This is a genomic window from Microbacterium sp. W1-4-2 (assembly GCF_058349885.2).
In genome coordinates this window covers 78619-93432 of the sequence record NZ_JBYRJC020000004.1, presented here as the reverse complement: position 1 = coordinate 93432, position 14814 = coordinate 78619, and the positions used below count along the sequence as shown (strand labels likewise).

General features: G+C 70.9%; 12 protein-coding genes. 6 read left to right on the top strand and 6 right to left on the bottom strand.

What is annotated here, in order from left to right:
* The first annotated feature begins 55 nt into the window (after window positions 1-55).
* A complete protein-coding gene (locus AC3RX0_RS15720; RefSeq protein ID WP_491506945.1) occupies window positions 56-514 on the top strand; it encodes a hypothetical protein in 459 nt (152 codons plus the stop codon).
* 132 nt (window positions 515-646) lie between these two features.
* Here the strand turns inward: AC3RX0_RS15720 and AC3RX0_RS15715 are convergent, their stop codons facing one another.
* The 4 genes from AC3RX0_RS15715 to AC3RX0_RS15700 all read right to left on the bottom strand — a co-directional run bounded on the left by AC3RX0_RS15715 (window position 647) and on the right by AC3RX0_RS15700 (window position 5951).
* Window positions 647-1303: a response regulator gene (locus AC3RX0_RS15715; RefSeq protein ID WP_491506944.1), complete on the bottom strand. Its 657-nt coding sequence runs from the start codon at window positions 1301-1303 to the stop codon at window positions 647-649.
* An 11-nt stretch (window positions 1304-1314) separates the two neighbouring features.
* Window positions 1315-2496 (bottom strand): sensor histidine kinase, encoded by a 1182-nt coding sequence (locus AC3RX0_RS15710; RefSeq protein WP_491506943.1) that lies wholly within the window; start codon window positions 2494-2496, stop codon window positions 1315-1317.
* 53 nt (window positions 2497-2549) lie between these two features.
* Window positions 2550-5351, bottom strand: a complete 2802-nt coding sequence (locus AC3RX0_RS15705; protein ID WP_491506942.1) for an aconitate hydratase — start codon at window positions 5349-5351, stop codon at window positions 2550-2552.
* Between the two features lie 108 nt (window positions 5352-5459).
* Complete coding sequence (locus AC3RX0_RS15700) at window positions 5460-5951, bottom strand: Lrp/AsnC family transcriptional regulator (protein ID WP_491506941.1); 492 nt, start codon at window positions 5949-5951, stop codon at window positions 5460-5462.
* Window positions 5952-6052: 101 nt separating this feature from the next.
* Here AC3RX0_RS15700 and AC3RX0_RS15695 point away from each other — a divergent pair, with 101 nt between their 5' ends.
* The 3 genes from AC3RX0_RS15695 to AC3RX0_RS15685 all read left to right on the top strand — a co-directional run bounded on the left by AC3RX0_RS15695 (window position 6053) and on the right by AC3RX0_RS15685 (window position 9583).
* Window positions 6053-7474, top strand: coding sequence for a DUF6421 family protein (locus tag AC3RX0_RS15695; RefSeq protein ID WP_491506940.1), 1422 nt, complete (start codon window positions 6053-6055; stop codon window positions 7472-7474).
* Window positions 7475-7666: 192 nt separating this feature from the next.
* The gene (locus AC3RX0_RS15690; protein ID WP_491506939.1) at window positions 7667-8368 is read left to right on the top strand and encodes an SDR family NAD(P)-dependent oxidoreductase; all 702 of its coding nucleotides are present in this window, start codon (window positions 7667-7669) and stop codon (window positions 8366-8368) included.
* Between the two features lie 147 nt (window positions 8369-8515).
* Entirely contained in the window at window positions 8516-9583 is a 1068-nt protein-coding gene (locus AC3RX0_RS15685) for a threonine aldolase family protein (protein ID WP_491506938.1), read from the top strand.
* 61 nt (window positions 9584-9644) lie between these two features.
* Here the strand turns inward: AC3RX0_RS15685 and AC3RX0_RS15680 are convergent, their stop codons facing one another.
* On the bottom strand, window positions 9645-11237 hold the full coding sequence (locus tag AC3RX0_RS15680; RefSeq protein ID WP_491506937.1) for a DivIVA domain-containing protein: 1593 nt from the start codon (window positions 11235-11237) through the stop codon (window positions 9645-9647).
* Window positions 11238-11438: 201 nt separating this feature from the next.
* Complete coding sequence (locus AC3RX0_RS15675; RefSeq protein ID WP_491506936.1) at window positions 11439-12086, bottom strand: NUDIX hydrolase family protein; 648 nt, start codon at window positions 12084-12086, stop codon at window positions 11439-11441.
* 85 nt (window positions 12087-12171) lie between these two features.
* Here AC3RX0_RS15675 and AC3RX0_RS15670 point away from each other — a divergent pair, with 85 nt between their 5' ends.
* Entirely contained in the window at window positions 12172-12858 is a 687-nt protein-coding gene (locus AC3RX0_RS15670; RefSeq protein ID WP_491506935.1) for an alpha/beta hydrolase, read from the top strand.
* 246 nt (window positions 12859-13104) lie between these two features.
* Window positions 13105-14757: an ABC-F family ATP-binding cassette domain-containing protein gene (locus tag AC3RX0_RS15665; RefSeq protein ID WP_491506934.1), complete on the top strand. Its 1653-nt coding sequence runs from the start codon at window positions 13105-13107 to the stop codon at window positions 14755-14757.
* Window positions 14758-14814: the final 57 nt, after the last annotated feature.

The window sequence follows — 14814 nt, the reverse complement described above, 5'->3', positions numbered from 1 at the left end:
AATCGCACGGGTGGATTCTAAGAGCGGCTGAAGTTGCTTTTAGAGGGAGGCCGTGATGGCTGAGTCAGCGTTGGGCGCATCGAGCAGGGTGGGAACCGGTCCTGCATTCTGGGACCGTCTGAAGGAGGAGCCGGCGTTCGCCGCATTCTGGATCCTGCGGGTCGGCTTCGTGGTGCTGCCGCTGTGGATGGGCATCGACAAGTTCGTGAACGGCCTGACCTACTGGCCGCACTATCTCGCGCCGTGGATCGTCGGCCTGTCGCCCTTCTCGGCACAGGGGACGATGTACGTCGTCGGCGTGATCGAGATCATCGCGGGGATCGCGATCGCGATCAAGCCCCGCTACGCGAGCTACGTCGTCGCGCTGTGGCTTGCCGGGATCGTCGTCGACCTGCTGACGTACTCGGGCTTCTACGACGTCGCTCTGCGTGACTTCGGTCTGCTCGTGGCCGCCCTTGCGCTGTCGCGACTGGCCGCGGTGTACGACCGGCCCTGGGGCGCAAAGGGGCGCTGACCGGCACGCCGGACCCGCGAGGGTGCATCTCCCGGACGAGGAGCGGTTGCTTCCCCGCCCCTCAGCGGTCAGATGCACTCTCGCGGTGGGGGCGCAGCGAGGGGCGGTGGGCGCGGCGAGCGGTCGCCCGCGTCACGCGAGGCCGTGCTCGAAGGCGAACACCACCAGCTGCACCCGGTCGCGCAGGGCGAGCTTGGCGAGGATGCGGCTGATGTGCGTCTTCACGGTCGCCTCCGACAGGTACTCCCGGGCGGCGATCTCGGCGTTCGACAGGCCCCGTGCGGCCAGGGCGAAGATCTCGCGCTCGCGCTCGGTGAGCTCGCGATAGGCGTCCGGAACCGGCCGAGGCGCGGCATCCATCGTGCTCGCGAACAGGTCGCGGGTGGCGGATGCCGCGATGACGGCCGCTCCGGAATGCACGGTGCGGATCGCCGCGAGCAGGAACTCGGGGTCGGCGTCTTTGAGCAGGAACCCGCTGGCGCCCTGCCGGATCGCCCGCGCCGCCGCCTCGTCGAGGTCGAACGTCGTGAGCATGAGGATGCGCGGGGCATCGGCATCCTGCAGCAGCTCGGCCGTGGCGGCCAGGCCGTCCATGACCGGCATGCGGATGTCCATCAGCACCACATCGGGGCGCTGCGCACGCACGACGTCGATGGCCTGGCGGCCGTCGGATGCCTCGCCCACGACCTCGAGGTCGGCCTGCGATTCGATCACCATGCGGATCCCCGCGCGGAACAGCGCCTGGTCGTCGGCGAGCACCACACGGATCACCCGGTTCCCCTTCGTCATGCGGCCGCTCGTCATGCCGCGGCACCGATCGGCAGCCGCGCGCGCACGACGAACGCGTCGCCGTCGGCTCCGGCATCCAGCGTGCCGCCGACCAGCAGCGCGCGCTCGCGCATGCCGATCAGGCCATGCCCGCGCGGCGCATCCGACGGGGGCCCGAGCAGATTGCGCACCGACACGTCGACATGCTCGGGGCGCCAGGCCAGGGCGACGTCGACCGGACCGGTGCCGTGCCGCAGCGCGTTGGTGAGCGCCTCCTGCAGGATGCGGTAGACGGCGAGCTGCACCGCGACCGGCGGATCGGATCGCGGCGCCGGATCGATGTCGACGCGCAGCTCGAGCCCCGCCGTCCGCATCTGCGCGAACAGGGCGTCCAGGTCGGCCACGGTCGGCTGCGGACCGTCCTCCTGCCGATGGCGCAGCTGCGCCAGCAGCACCCGCACGTCGGCCAGCGCCGCCCGCGCGGTCGACGAGATCGTCGCCAGGGCGGCGGTCTGCGCCATGCCCGCGTCGTCCGCCGCGGCGGGGGTGGATGCCGCGGCATACCGCGCGCCGTCGGCCTGCGCGATCACGACGGCGAGCGAATGCGCGACGACGTCGTGCATGTCGCGCGCGATCCGCGCGCGCTCGGCCTCGGCCGCGGTCTCGGCTTCGGCGCGCTGCTGGGCCGCTCGCGTCGTGCGCGCACGGCGGGCGGTGCGCGCGAGGGCCCCGGCGGTCCAGGCGAGCAGGAACGCGAACGTCGCCGCGATCAGCACCGCGACCGCCGTGGTCAGCCTGCTCAACGACAGGTCGGCGGGCGCGCCGAGCACGAGGTAGAGGTAACTCGTGGCGACGGCGGCCCCGACGATCGCCGAGGAGAATCCGATCCACAGCACGAGCCGCGAGCCGTACGCGGCCGCCGTGTAGAGCACCGCGAACACGACGAGGTCGGCGAGCCCCGGAGAGCGCCCGAACGACATCTGCACGACGGCGCCCGCCCACGCGAGGCCCAGCGCGACCGGCGGCGACAGGCGCCGGACGGCCAGCGCTCCCCCGAAGATCACGCATACGAGCAGGCCGACCGCGCTGTTGAACGGACCGATCAGAGGCCCGCCGAACGTCGAGGCGAGCTCGGTCGGCAGGCTCGCAAGCGCGAACAGCACCGCCACCGTCACGTCGATGACGAGCTGCAGGGTCGAAAGCCGCCGGAACACCCTCTCACGCTACGGGAGCGGCCCGGCTGCGACATCCGCCCAGCGATGTATTCCTATGCGTGCAGGCGCTGGCGCAGCACGTACTGCAGGATGCCGCCGTGCCGGTAGTACTCCCGCTCGGTCGGGGTGTCGATGCGCACGGTCGCGGTGAACTCCCGAGCCTCGCCGCTGTCGGGCTCGACCCGCACGGTGACCTCGTGCGGCACCTCGCTCGCGCCCTCGAGACCCGCGATCGAGTACGTCTCGGTGCCGTCCAGGCCCAGCGACTCGGCCGTCTCGCCTGTGCGGAACTGCAGCGGCAGCACGCCCATACCGATGAGGTTCGACCGGTGGATCCGCTCGAACGACTCGGCCAGCACGGCCCTCGCCCCCAGCAGCAGAGTGCCCTTGGCCGCCCAGTCGCGCGACGAACCCGACCCGTACTCCTTGCCGGCGAGCACGATCAGCGGTATGCCGTCGTCGGCATATTGCTCGGATGCCGCGAAGATCGTCGTCTGCTCCTGCCCGGGCAGCACGCGCGTGAACCCGCCCTCTACGCCGGGCACGAGCTCGTTGCGCAGCCGGATGTTCGCGAACGTACCGCGGATCATGACCTCGTGGTTGCCGCGGCGCGAGCCGTACGAGTTGAACTGGCGCGGCTCGACGTCGTGCGCGGTCAGGTACTCGCCGGCGGGCGAGTCGCGCTTGATCGTGCCGGCGGGCGAGATGTGGTCGGTGGTCACCGAGTCGCCGAGCTTGGCGAGCACCCGCGCACCCGTGATGTCGTGCAGGATGTCGGGCTCGGGGCCCATCCCATCGAAGTACGGCGGACGGCGCACGTAGGTCGAGTCGTCCTGCCAGTCGAACCGGTCGCCCTCGGGCACCGGCAGACTGTTCCAGTTCTCGTCGCCGGCGTACACGTCCGAGTACCCCTCGGTGAACATGCGCGCCTCGACGCACGAGTCGACGACCTCTTTGATGTCGGCGGCGCTCGGCCAGATGTCCTTCAGGTACACCGGCCCGTCCTCGCCATCGCCGAGCGGGTCGCGGTCGAGGTCGACGTGCATCGAGCCGGCGAGCGCGTACGCCACGACGAGCGGCGGCGAGGCGAGGAAGTTCATGCGCGTCTGGGAATGGATGCGGCCCTCGAAGTTGCGGTTGCCGCTGAGGACGGATGCCACGGTCAGGTCGCCGGCGTCGACGGCGGCGCCGACCTCTTCGATGAGCGGGCCGGAGTTGCCGATGCAGGTCGTGCAGCCGTACCCGACGAGGTTGAAGCCGAGCTCGTCGAGGTAGGGAGTGAGGCCGGAGCGCTCGAAGTAGTCGGTGACCACGCGCGAGCCGGGCGCGAGCGAGGTCTTGACCCAGGGCTTGGTCTTCAGGCCCTTCTGCACGGCGTTGCGCGCGAGCAGCGCGGCACCGATCATGACCGACGGATTCGACGTGTTCGTGCACGACGTGATCGCCGCGATCACCACGTCGCCGTTGTCGAGCGTGACGTCCTGGTCGCGGACGGTCAGCGTCTGCGGATGCGACGGCCACTCCACGGCCGCGCTCTCGTCGATCAGCTCTGCCACCGAGGCCGCCGTCGGCTCGAACATGTCGGCCTCGCCGAGGAAGGGGTCCGAAGCGGGGAACGTGTCGTCGATCGCGTCGTCGAGGGCCGTCAGCGTCGTGACGTCGGCGGCGGGGTCGGCCAGCAGTCGTTCCACCGTGCGCTGCGCGCGCGCCAGCGGGATGCGGTCCTGCGGCCGCTTGGGTCCGGCGATCGACGGCTCGATCGAGCCCAGGTCGAGCTCGACCACGTGCGAGTAGTCCGGCTCTCGGTCGGGGTCGTGCCAGAGCCCCTGGGCCTTCGCGTACGCCTCGACCAGCGCCACCCGCTCGGGGCTGCGCCCGGTGAACCGCAGGTAGTCCAGCGTCTCGTCGTCGATCGGAAAGATCGTGACGGTCGATCCGTACTCCGGGCTCATGTTGCCGATCGTGGCGCGATTGGCCAGCGGCACGTTCGCCACCCCCGGCCCGAACAGCTCGACGAACTTGCCCACCACTCCGGTCTTGCGCAGCAGCTCGGCGACGGTGAGCACCATGTCGGTCGCGGTCACGCCGTCGCGCAGCTCGCCGGTGAGCTTGAGCCCGATCACCTCGGGCAGCAGCATCGAGACGGGCTGGCCGAGCATCGCGGCCTCGGCCTCGATGCCGCCCACGCCCCAGCCGACCACGCCGAGCCCGTTGACCATCGGGGTGTGCGAGTCCGTGCCCACGAGCGTGTCGGGGTAGGCCTGCGGCACCTCGTCGCCCTTGTCGTCGGCGCCGAACACGACGCGCGCGAGGTACTCGAGGTTCACCTGGTGGCAGATGCCGGTGTCGGGCGGCACGACCACGAAGTCGTCGAACGCGTGCTGGGCCCACCGCAGCAGCTGGTAGCGCTCGCGGTTGCGCTCGAACTCCAGGTCGGCGTTGATCTTCGCCGACTGCGGACGACCGAAGCTGTCGGCGATGACAGAGTGGTCGATCACGAGCTCGACCGGGATCAGCGGGTTCACCTGCTGCGGGTCGCCGCCCAGCTCGTCCATCGCGTCGCGCATCGCGACGAGGTCGACCACGCACGGCACGCCGGTGAAGTCCTGCAGCAGCACGCGCGCCGGGGTGAACTGGATCTCGGTGTGACCGACATCCTTCGCGTCCCACGCGGCCAGCGCGCGCACCTGGTCCGCGGTCACGGTCCTGCCGTCCTCGTTGCGCAGCAGGTTCTCGAGCAGGATCTTCAGGCTGTACGGCAATCGGCCGGTGTTCGGGATGCTGTCGAGTCTGAAGATCTCGTACTGCTTGTCTCCGACGGTCAGAGTGTCCCTGGCACCGAAGCTGTTCGCCATCGATATCGCCTCCCGGCACGAATGGGACGCCGCAGACGGCCCCTGCGACGCCCTCTGCCTGCCATCCTGCCGCAGATTCGGGTGGCGCGGGCGGGGGCTTCTCCTCGCTCAGCGGCCGACGGGCGGCTCCGAGACGATCGGACGCTGCTCATAGAAGGTCTGCAGCACGACCGTGGTGCGCGTGCGCACGTTCGCCGCGAGCCGGATGTCGCGGATCAGCCGCTCGAGCTCACGCGGCGAGGCGACCCGGACGAACAGCATGTACGCGGCATCCCCCGCGATCGAGTGGCAGGCCTCGATCTCGGACAGCGACTCGAGCAGCTCGGGCGCGTTGTCGGGCTGGGCCGGATCCAGCGGCGTGATCTCGACGAACGCCGACAGCGGCCGACCCACGGCCTCGGCGTCGAGGATCGGCCGGTAGCCCGCGATGACGCCGCGCGCCTCGAGCCGGCGCAGCCGCGCCTGCACGCTCGAGACCGAGAGCCCCACGTGGTCGGCGAGATGCGTCAGCGTCGCGCGCGCGTCGCGCGACAGCTCGGCGAGGATGCGGGTGTCGGCGGCATCCAGTCGCGCCTCGGGAGTGGGAATCACATCGGACATCAGCGTAAGATTACCGGTAGACAGCATGTCTTGCCGTAAATTTTACGGCACGTCGCCGCCTTCGCGGCATGACACCACCAGGATCGGAGGTTCCCATGTCCATGAGTCAGGTCCACGCCGAGCGCGCGCAGAAGACCGTCGTCGGCGAGCCCGAGGTCCTCGAGGACGCTCGCGACGTCGAGACGAGCGCCGCCTGGCTGACGCTGAAGGATGCCGCGACCGCACTGCAGGCGATCCAGGTCAAGGACGGCTCGGTGCCGGACGAGAAGGCCCGCGCCGCCGAACTGGTCGAGGCGATCACGGCGTCGATCGCCGAGCTCTCGCCGCTCTTCCCGCACGACGACGCGTACCTCGCGGCATCCATCACGGACTTCCGTCGCTGGGCCGACGAGGACTTCGGCGTGCCGGACTTCTACGATTCGCTCGTCGCGTTCCACCCCGAGCAGCACCGCGTCGACGGGCTGCGGCACCTGGTCGTGTTCCCGATGTACACGCAGAACGGCTCGAGCAACCGCTTCGTCGAGGCGCTCGTGGTCGAGGTCATCTGGCCCGAGTTCGTCGCCGCGCTCGAGGCCGGCGACTACGGCAACAAGCTGTTCGTCTCGCTGCGGCTGATCGACTTCACGCCCGGGTACGACACGAACTCGGCGGTGCTGTTCCCCGAGACGGTGGCGATGCGCGAGATCCCCGCGTTCACGTGGGGCGCGATCTTCCAGGACCGTGAGGCCGCCCGCTACCGTCGCGTCGTGCGCGCGGCATCCGAGATCACGAAGCTCGATCTGCCCGCCGACGCCGCCCGCATGCTCGACGACCAGAAACTGGCCGAAGAGGCGTTCGTGATGTGGGACATCATCCACGACCGCACGCACATGCGCGGCGACCTGCCGTTCGACCCGTTCATGATCAAGCAGCGGATGCCGTTCTTCCTGTACTCGCTCGAAGAGATGCGCTGCGACATGACCGCGTTCCGCGAGTCGGTGGCGATCCAGAGGCGGCTCGAGGCGGCGCCGGCCGAGCTCAGCGATGTCGAGAAGCAGATCCTCGAGCACGCCAAGCTCGTGCAGTACGCCGTGATCTTCGACCGCATCTTCCGCTTCGCGATCACCGGCACCCGTGTGCGCAACTACGACGGGCTGGGCGGCCAGCTGCTGTTCGCGTGGCTGCACCAGCGCGGCGTGCTGCACTGGACCGACACCGCGCTCGCGTTCGACTGGGCCGAGGTCCCGGCCGCCGTCGTGGCGCTCGGAGACGCGATCGACGACCTGTACTGGAAGTCGATCGACCGGCCCAAGACCGCGCACTGGCTCGCCGCGTACGAGCTCATCCGCTCGGTGCTCACGCCGAACCCGGCGTCGGTGTGGGCGCGCGGGCTGTCGGACGAGGTCCTCGCCGGACCGCCCAAGGGCTACACCGACCAGGTGCTGGACGACGAGTTCCCGCTGTCGATGTTCTACGAGGCGCTCGAGAAGAAGATGCGCGCCGTGATCGAGTCGACCACGGGCATCCGCGCGAGCGACGCCTGACCCGCGCTGCGTGAGCCTGACCTGCCCCGCGTAAGCCAGACCTGCGCCGAGCGGGCCTGACCTGCGGTGGCATTGCTACGCTCACAGGGTTCGGAGGGTCGCGCGAATCTCGGACGATTTCGCTGGAAAGATCCGAGATTCGTCTCATCTTCCGAACCCTGTGAGCCGCGTCACTGCGAAGGAGCACCTGAGATGACGGATCTGAACGGACGGACGGTGCTCGTCGCGGGCGCCACGAGCGAGAGCGGGCGGGTCGCGGCGCAGACGCTGCGGGATGCCGGAGCCCACGTGATCGCCGTCGGCCACGACCCCGCGAAGCTCGAACGGCTCGCCGAGCAGCTGCGCGACGACGCGCGGGCGGGCGCCGGCGGAGGGTGGACGGTCGAAGCCTGCGACCTGTCCGACGAGAAGGCCGTGTTCGACATGGCCGTGCGGCTGCACGGCGACGACATCCGCGTCGACGGGGTGCTGCACCTGGTCGGCGGCTGGCGCGGCGGCGGCGGACTTGCCGGGCAGACCGACGACGACTTCCGGTTCCTCGCACAGTCGTTCGCGGCGCTGCGGCACGTCACGCGCGCGTTCGACGACGATCTGAACGCCTCGGCGGCCGCACGTCTGGCCATCGTCTCGTCGGTGTCGGTCGAGCGGCCGCTGGCCGGCGGGGCGAACTACGCGGCGGTCAAGGCCGCGAGCGAGACCTGGGCGCGTGCCGTGGGCCAGGGTTTCGCGAAGACCGCCCGGGACGCCGAGCGGCCGCTGGCCGCGGCATCCGTCGTCTTCCGCGTCAGGTCCCTGTCGGGTCTGGAGCAGACTCTCGCCGACCGGTTCGTCGCCCTCTGGGACGCCGAGGCCGCCGACGTCAACGGCACGATCGTCGACCTGACCGCAGCCTAGGCCGGCGCACGCGAGCCGAAAACCTGCTCAAGGGTGCGCGCAGGGGGCCGGCGCCTCCCCACGGCCCAGCTCAGCCTGTTCACTGCACACGAGCCGCCCGCCCGCGGCGACAGAGCACCGAACGCGTACGAACTAGATTGGATATCCGTGACCACTCTGCATGACCCGAACGTCCGCGGCTTCGCTTCCGACAACTACTCCGGCATCCACCCCGAGATCCTCGACGCGATCGCACAGGCCAATCACGGCCACCAGATCGCCTACGGCGAAGACGCCTACACGGCCCGTCTGCAAGAGGTCATGGTCGACCACTTCGGCGAGGGCGCCGAGGCGTTCCCCGTGTTCAACGGCACGGGCGCGAATGTGACCGGCTTGCAGTCGATGCTGCCGCGGTGGGGCGCCGTGGTGGCCGCCGAGACGGCGCACATCAACGTCGACGAGCAGGGCGCGCCCGAGCGCGTCGGCGGCATGAAGCTGCTGACGGTGCCCACCGACGACGGCAAGCTCACCCCCGAGCTCATCGACCGGCAGGCGTGGGGCTGGGGCGACGAGCACCGCGCGCAGCCGCTCGTGGTCTCGCTCACCCAGTCGACGGAGCTCGGCACACTGTACACGCCGACCGAGCTGCGCGCGATCGCCGACCACGCGCACGAGCGCGGCATGCACGTGCACATGGACGGCGCGCGCCTGTCGAATGCCGCGGCATCCCTCGACCTCCCGCTGCGGGCGTTCACCCGTGACGTCGGCATCGACGTCGTGAGCTTCGGCGGCACAAAGAACGGGGCGATGGGCGGCGAAGCGGTCGTCGTGCTGAACCCCGAGGCATCCACCGGCCTGATCTATCTGCGCAAGCTCAACATGCAGCTGGCGTCGAAGATGCGGTTCGTCTCGGCGCAGCTTGTCGCGCTGCTCGACGGCGACCTGTGGCTGCGCAACGCCCGCCACGCCAATGCGATGGCGCAGCGCCTGCGCTCGGGGGTCGAGGCGGGACTTGCCGACGGCTCGATCCGCGGCGTCGGGTTCACCCAGCTCACGCAGGCCAACGGCGTGTTCGCGACGCTGCCCGACGGTGTCGCCGACCGGCTGCGCGCGTCGTTCCGGTTCTACGACTGGGATGCCTCGCGCAACGAGGTGCGCTGGATGTGCTCGTTCGACACCACCGAGGACGACATCGACGCGTTCGTCGCAGCGATCGCGCGTGAGACCACGGCCTGAGACCTCGAGAAGAAGCCCGGTGCGACCGCAGAGCGCACCGGGCTTCGGCCTCTGTGAGGGGTCAGGCGCTGACGGACTCGTCGGCGTCGGCATCCATGAGGGCTGCGATGTCGCCGTCGGTCGGCTGCTCGGGCTCGTCGTCCTCTTCGGCACTCGCCTCGACATCAGCCTCGGCGCCCGCGTCCAGCGACGCCTCGTCCTCGACCTCAGTGTCGTCCTCGGCCTCAGCACCACCCTCGACCTCAGCGTCACCCTCGACCTCAGCGGCCTCCTCGGCGGGAGCAGCACCGTCGGCCGTGGCATCCACCCCGGTCTCGATGGCAGCCGCCGGGCCGAGGCCCTCGGGACGGATGAGTTCGCGCACCTCGGCCATGAAGCTCGTCAGCTGGTGCTGCTGCCAGCGCAGCTGACGGGTGCGGTCCTCGGCGTCGTGCAGCACCGACTGCGCGTTCGAGGTCACCATGTCCATGATCTTCTGCGCCTTGGTGCGCGCGTTGTCGAGGTGGTCGGCTGCGCGCACGCGCGCGTCGGCCTCGATCTGCTGCGCCTGCGCGCGGGCGAGCCGCTCGTAGTCGTCGGCCTTGCCCGACACGCGCTTGGCGTGCTCGAGGGATGCCGCGACCTGCTCGTTCGCGTCCGCCGTGATCCGCTCGGCGTGGGCGACGGCCTGGTTGTGCAGCACCAGGAACTCCTGGTGCGCGTCGTCCTGCCGCCGGGTCAGCGACTCCTCGAACTCGAGGGTGCGCACCCGCAGCTCGCGCACGGCCTCTTCGGCCTCGGCGCGGTCACGGCTCGTCTCGCGGGCGACCATGGCGCGCAGCGCTGCCGCGCCCTTCTCTGCCTCGGAGCGGATGGCCGTGGCCTCCTGCTCGGCCTGCTCGACCTTCTCGGACGAACGGGCGGCCTCGCGCTCGAGCAGCGCCTGGTGCGCGGCGAGCTCGGTCTCGATCCGCAGCCGGGCCTGCTGCGCCTCGTGCTGGGCCTGGGCGAGGATCGCCTCGGCGTCGGCCTGGGCGTTGGCACGGCTGTTCTCGATCTCGGCCCGAGCCGCCTGCAGCAGCCGGTCGCCCTGCACCGACGCGTTGCGGATCAGGGTCGACGCCTGCTCTTCGGCCACGCGCAGGATCTCTTCGAACTGCGGCCGGTTCGGGGTGTCGACGCCCGCCCCGGTCAGCTCGTCCGTGAGCACCTGCACCTGCTTGTGCGCCTCGGCCGTCTGCGTGTGCGCGGCGGTCAGCTCGTCGTTCAGCTTCGCGACCTGCGCGACGAGCTGTTCGTGCGCGGCATCCTGCTCGGCGCGGGCCGCCTCGACCGCCTCGCGACGGGCGGCCTCGGCATCCGCCACCTGCGCGCGCAGCTGCACGAGCTCGTCGCTCTCGTGATCGTGGGCGGACGCGAGCGATTCTTCGAGCTCGCTCGTGCGACGCTTGGCCTCGGTGAGTGCGGATGCCGCGCGGTGGCGGTCGTCCTTGAGCTTGGCGATCTCGTCCTGCGCCGCGGCGGCGCGCGAACGCAGGTCGTCGAGGGCGGCGTCGACCTCGTCCTTGTCGTAGCCGCGGAAGGCGGTGGTGAAGGTCTGCTCGGTGGCGCCGGTGCCGCCGAGCAGGCTGTCGAACGAGGTGGTGCCGGTGGCGGAGCCGAAGGTGTCGGGCATCGTCTTCTTTCGGATCGGGCGAGGGGCGTACGCGATCGATCCGTCGATGGGACGATCGTGGGGTACGACGGCGCGTAGGCGTGCAGAATGCGTCGCCGCAGGATGCTTCAGATGATGGCAGGATACCCCGGTTGGCTGTGCGCTTCTAACCCGTGATCACGGGTCTCAGCACCGCTCTCAGGCGCGTCCTCAGGGAGGCTCTCAGGGAAGGGCGCCGACGCTGGCCAGCGCGAGTCTGATCAGCGTGCCGCGACCGCCCTCCATGTCTGCGGCGACGGCCTCGGACGCCGCCTCCTGCGGCGTCAGCCACGTGACCTCCAGCGCATCCTGCCGGGGGTCGCACGTGCCGGTCACCGGCACGACGTAGGCGAGCGAGACCGCGTGCTGCCGGTCGTCGTGGAACGCCGAGACCCCGGGCAGCGGGAAGTACTCGGCGACCGTGAACGGCGTCGGCTGCGCCGGCAGCAGCGGGAACGCCATCGGCCCGAGGTCGTTCTCGAGGTGCCGGAAGAGCGCGTCGCGGATCGTCTCGCCGTAACGCACGCGCCCCGAGACGATCGTGCGGGTCATCTCGCCCAGGGGCGTCGCGCGCAGCAGCAGTCCCACCTCGGTCACGACGCCCATGCCGTCGACCCGCACCGGCACGGCCTCGACGTACAGCATCGGCAGGCGGCGCCGCGCCTCGGCCAGCTCGATGTCGCTCAGCCATCCCGGGTTGGCCCCGGGAGGCCCGCCGAACCCGCTCAGCGAGCCGGGCACGAACGGGCCGCCCCTGTTCGCGCCCTCGCCCGGGACCGGCCCTGAGGCGTCGTCGGGCTCGGGATCGGGGTCGGGCGTGCGGACCGGCATGACTCCTGTATACCCCAGGCCACCCGCGCCCGCCCGCACCATCCGCGCTCGCCCGCTGTCGGCGGCCGCTGGCAGGATGGGGCCCATGGACTCCGCAGACGCCCCGTCCCCCATCGCGCCCATCGACGCCGACGCCGTGCTGTGGTCGGCGCCCGAGGCCGATCGCGCCGGCCGGCCGCTGCTGGTGCTGCTGCACGGCTACGGCGCCGACGAGCGCGACCTGTTCGCCCTGGTGCCGTTCCTGCCCGACGAGTTCGTCGTCGCGGCGTTGCGCGCGCCTCAGGCGCCGCCGTGGCCCGCGCCCGGGTACTCCTGGTACCCGATCGAAGACGTCATGGATCGGGATCTCGCCGGCCGCGATCCCGCGCGCGTCACGGCTGCGGCATCCATCTTTCTCGAGTGGCTGGATGCCGTGGCCGACCCGTCGGCGCCGATCGGGCTGCTCGGCTTCTCGCAGGGCGCGTCCGTCGCAGTGCAGGCGCTGCGGCTGCGCCCCGACGCGTTCGCCTTCGTCGTGAACCTCAGCGGCTATGCGACGCCGGGCGACCTGCCGCGCGATGTCGAACTGGCGGAGCGGACCGTGCCGGTGTTCTGGGGCCGAGGCGCGCAGGACGACGTCATCCCGCCGGGGCTCATCGCCCACACCACCGAGTGGCTGCCTGCGCACAGCGAGCTGTCGGGCCGCGTGTACGCGGGACTGACGCACAGCGTGTCGGACGACGAGCTCGCGGACGTCCGCGCGTTCCTCGACAAGCAGATCGCGAACCTCTAGCACCGTCGGGGTCGCCCTCTGCTAGAGTGTGACGTCTTTGTCCCGAGTGTGAGGAATGGAATGACCGAGATCGCCGCCGCGTGCTGACGTTGCGCTGATCCGTCGAACCTTCGACGTGTCGCGCCGTCACCGAACAATCCGCTGCCTCTGCAGCACGTTCGCGCGCCGACCGTCGATCTCCCCTCCCGCACTGTGCGGGATGCCTCGGGCATCGGTGTCGGCGCACCCGACACCGAGGAGGACCTCATGCACGACACCCCCATCGTCCTGGACCGCGTCACGCTCGCCTGGCCGGACGGCTCCCTCGCGCTCGACGACGTCTCGGGCGCGTTCGGCTCCGGGCGCACGGGCCTGATCGGCCGCAACGGATCCGGCAAGTCGACCCTGCTGCGCGTCATCGCGGGCGACCTCGCCCCGACCGCCGGACGCGTGTCCGCGGGATCCGACATCGCGTTGCTGCCCCAGCAGCTGACCCTGGGCGTCGACCGACCGGTCGCCGAGCTGCTGGGCGTGGCCGACACGATCGCCGCGCTGCGCGCGATCGAGTCCGGCGACATCGACCCGCGGCACTTCGACACGGTCGGCGCCGATTGGGACATCGAGGCCCGGGCCGCGGCCGCCCTCGCCGAGGCAGGGCTGCCCGAAGGGGCGCTCGGGCGTCGCGTGGGCGAGCTCTCCGGCGGCGAGGCGGTGCTTGCGGCCGTCGCGGGCATCCGGCTGCGCGATGCGCCCATCACGCTGCTGGACGAGCCGACGAACAACCTCGACCGCGACGCGCGAGCGCGGCTGTACGACCTGGTGCGCGGATGGCGCGGAACGCTGGTCGTCGTCAGCCACGACCTCGCGCTGCTCGAGCTCATGGACGACACCGCCGAGCTGTACGGCAACGAGCTGAGCGTGTTCGGCGGGCCGTACTCCGAGTGGCGCGCATGGCTGGATGCCGAGCAGTCCGCCGCGCGTCAGGCCGAGCGCGCCGCGACCCAGGTGCTCGCGCGTGAGAAGCGCCAGCGCATCGAGGCCGAGACCAAGATCGCTCGCCGGGCGGCGTACGGCAACAAGGCCTATGCCGAGAAGCGCGAGCCGAAGATCATCATGAACGGGCGCAAGCGCGCCGCCCAGGTGTCGGCCGGCAAGCTGCGCACCGAGGTCGGAGCGAAGGAGGCGACGGCCCGAGCGGCGCTCGATGTCGCCGAGCGGCGAGTGCGCGACGACGACAGGGTCGTGATCGACCTGCCCGATCCGGGAGTGCCCGCCGGGCGGCGGATCGCGACGATCGGCGATGCCGAGCACGCGTGGATCGTCCAGGGGCCCGAGCGGGTGGCGCTGATCGGCCCGAACGGCGCGGGGAAGACGACGCTGCTCGAGCGGCTGGTCGCGTCGGGCGTTCAGAACTCCGTCGATCTCGACGATTCGAGCACGAGACGAGCCGATTCCGGCCCTTCGGGCTCGGATTGGATGAGTTCTGCACACGCCGAGGCGCACACCGACCGCATCGGGTACCTGCCGCAGCGCGTCGACGGCCTGGATGAGACCGCCAGCGTGCTCGCGAACGTGCGCGCGGCCGCGCCCGGCGTGCCACCGGCCGCGATCCGCAACCGGCTGGCCCGCTTCCTGATCCGCGGCGATGCCGTAGACCGGCCGGTCGCGTCGCTGTCGGGCGGCGAGCGGTTCCGGGTGGCGCTGGCGCAGTTGCTGCTGGCCGATCCGCCGCCGCAGCTGCTCGTGCTCGACGAGCCGACGAACAACCTCGACCTCGACACGGTCGATCGGGTCGTCGAGGCGCTGTCGGTCTACCGTGGCGCGGTGCTCGTGGTCAGCCACGACGACGCGTTCCTCGCCCGGCTCGGCGTCGACACGACGCTCGAGCTCACGCACGAGGGACTGGCCGAGCGCCGCTGAGCAGAGCCGAGCGCCGCTGAGCAGGGCCTCAGCGGGGCGGCGCAGCACGACGATCGG

Excerpts from the sequence above, each read along its gene's own strand:
- AC3RX0_RS15720 (WP_491506945.1), top strand. The coding sequence starts at position 56 with ATGGCTGAGTCAGCGTTGGGCGCATCGAGCAGGGTGGGAACCGGTCCT.
- AC3RX0_RS15715 (WP_491506944.1), bottom strand. The coding sequence starts at position 1,303 with ATGACGAAGGGGAACCGGGTGATCCGTGTGGTGCTCGCCGACGACCAG.
- AC3RX0_RS15705 (WP_491506942.1), bottom strand. The coding sequence starts at position 5,351 with ATGGCGAACAGCTTCGGTGCCAGGGACACTCTGACCGTCGGAGACAAG.
- AC3RX0_RS15700 (WP_491506941.1), bottom strand. The coding sequence starts at position 5,951 with ATGTCCGATGTGATTCCCACTCCCGAGGCGCGACTGGATGCCGCCGAC.
- AC3RX0_RS15695 (WP_491506940.1), top strand. The coding sequence starts at position 6,053 with ATGAGTCAGGTCCACGCCGAGCGCGCGCAGAAGACCGTCGTCGGCGAG.
- AC3RX0_RS15690 (WP_491506939.1), top strand. The coding sequence starts at position 7,667 with ATGACGGATCTGAACGGACGGACGGTGCTCGTCGCGGGCGCCACGAGC.
- AC3RX0_RS15680 (WP_491506937.1), bottom strand. The coding sequence starts at position 11,237 with ATGCCCGACACCTTCGGCTCCGCCACCGGCACCACCTCGTTCGACAGC.
- AC3RX0_RS15675 (WP_491506936.1), bottom strand. The coding sequence starts at position 12,086 with ATGCCGGTCCGCACGCCCGACCCCGATCCCGAGCCCGACGACGCCTCA.
- AC3RX0_RS15670 (WP_491506935.1), top strand. The coding sequence starts at position 12,172 with ATGGACTCCGCAGACGCCCCGTCCCCCATCGCGCCCATCGACGCCGAC.
- AC3RX0_RS15665 (WP_491506934.1), top strand. The coding sequence starts at position 13,105 with ATGCACGACACCCCCATCGTCCTGGACCGCGTCACGCTCGCCTGGCCG.